Here is a 1,545-nt window from a genome sequence, read left to right as displayed (position 1 = left end):
TTCAGACCGAAGAAAAAGCACTTCTGAAAATTGCTTCAGAAGTGCTTTCGTATCTAAATAGCTAGATTTAGGAACGAAATAACCAAAAAAGCGACCAGTATGAAGGGCTCGCCACCGCCAGGTGGCGAGTTTTTTCAAGTTCATGGCAGCGAAAACAAGCATCGCTTGGTGCTGAATTTTTGACTTTCCTCGGAGGTTCGTCCAGCGCATGCCATGCTTGACTTTCATATCGGCAAAAACTCGCTCAATCGTTTCTTTTCGCCGTGCATAGATTTCCTTATTTTGTTTCGTATGCCTCAGATGCTCTACTTCTTCTAGGCTATCTTCCCAAATATGACGATGGATTTGTTTGGTATGAGTTCGACTTTGCGTACATCGAGCAAGGACTGGACAGTCCTTGCAAATCTTGGAATTAGAAACATACTGCTTGTATCCTTCTCTTGTTGTAATTCGGTACGGTAACACTTGGTTCTGTGGACAAAGATAGCAGTCGTAATACACATCATACACATATTCCTGCTTCCGAAAAAACTCTTTTTTGGTCATCGGTCGTTTATATGGCATCACTGGACGAACCTGTTCCTCCAGCAATAACTTCGCAATAAAGGGAGTTTTGTATCCTGCGTCCACAGCTACCGCTGTGGGTTTTCCTACCGAATCTTTTAGCTTTTGGTACAGCGCAGGAAACACCTGACTGTCGTGAATATTTCCCGGTTCCACTATTGCTCCTAAGACAAACCCATTTCGATCACAGCCCGTATGAAACGAGTAAGCAAACTGACACTCCTGTTCATTTTTCACATAATACCCACTATCTGGATCAATGGTACTTTCTTTGATCTCTCGTACTTTCTTTGTCTTAGGAGCGAATTCCTTTTTTCCTTGTTTTTTTCGATCCTCTCGGATCTCTTGATCTAACTGTTCTTGGTAGCTTCGCATTTGCGATTCTACTAGTCTTTTGGTGTATTTCTTTTTATTGGCGCTGGCCTTGACATGGGTCGAATCCACAAACATCACATCGGGTTCGATGAATCCTTGATTCATCGCCTCTTCGAGAATTCGAGTAAAGATTTCTTCAAACAGGTTCGTTCCTTCAAACCGGCGTACATAGTTTTTCCCAAACGTGGTGAAATGGGGGATTTTTTCCGTTAAGCTATATCCAATAAACCAACGATACGCTACATTCGTTTCGATTTCCTTGATCGTTTGACGCATCGAGCGTATCCCAAATAAATATTGAATGAGTGCTATCTTGATTAAAACAACTGGATCAATACTAGGTCTCCCATTATCTAGACAGTAATGCTTTTCCACCAACTCATAGATAAATTCGAATTCCATACACGCATCGATCTTTCGAACCAGATGATCCGCAGGTACGAGATCATCTAACGCCACCATTTCCAGTTGATGTTTTCTTTCCTTGTTGTGTTTGGATAACATATTCTCTTCCTTTTCCGCATCGTTTTCTTCTTATATTCTTTATTCTTTCGACAAAAAAGCCTGCAGACCTTCCTGCTAAAGCAGGTTTGTCTACAGGCTGAA

The 1,545-nt window shown here is 41.7% G+C and carries 1 protein-coding gene; it reads right to left on the bottom strand.

What is annotated here, in order from left to right:
• Positions 1–1,443: IS1182 family transposase (locus AC5WOC_RS21155; RefSeq protein WP_496057413.1), on the bottom strand; the 1,443-nt coding region annotated here is incomplete at its 3' end.
• Positions 1,444–1,545 lie beyond the last annotated feature (102 nt).

Source organism: Shimazuella sp. NTD247 (assembly GCF_059510415.1).
This window is presented reverse-complemented; position numbering and strand designations above follow the sequence as displayed.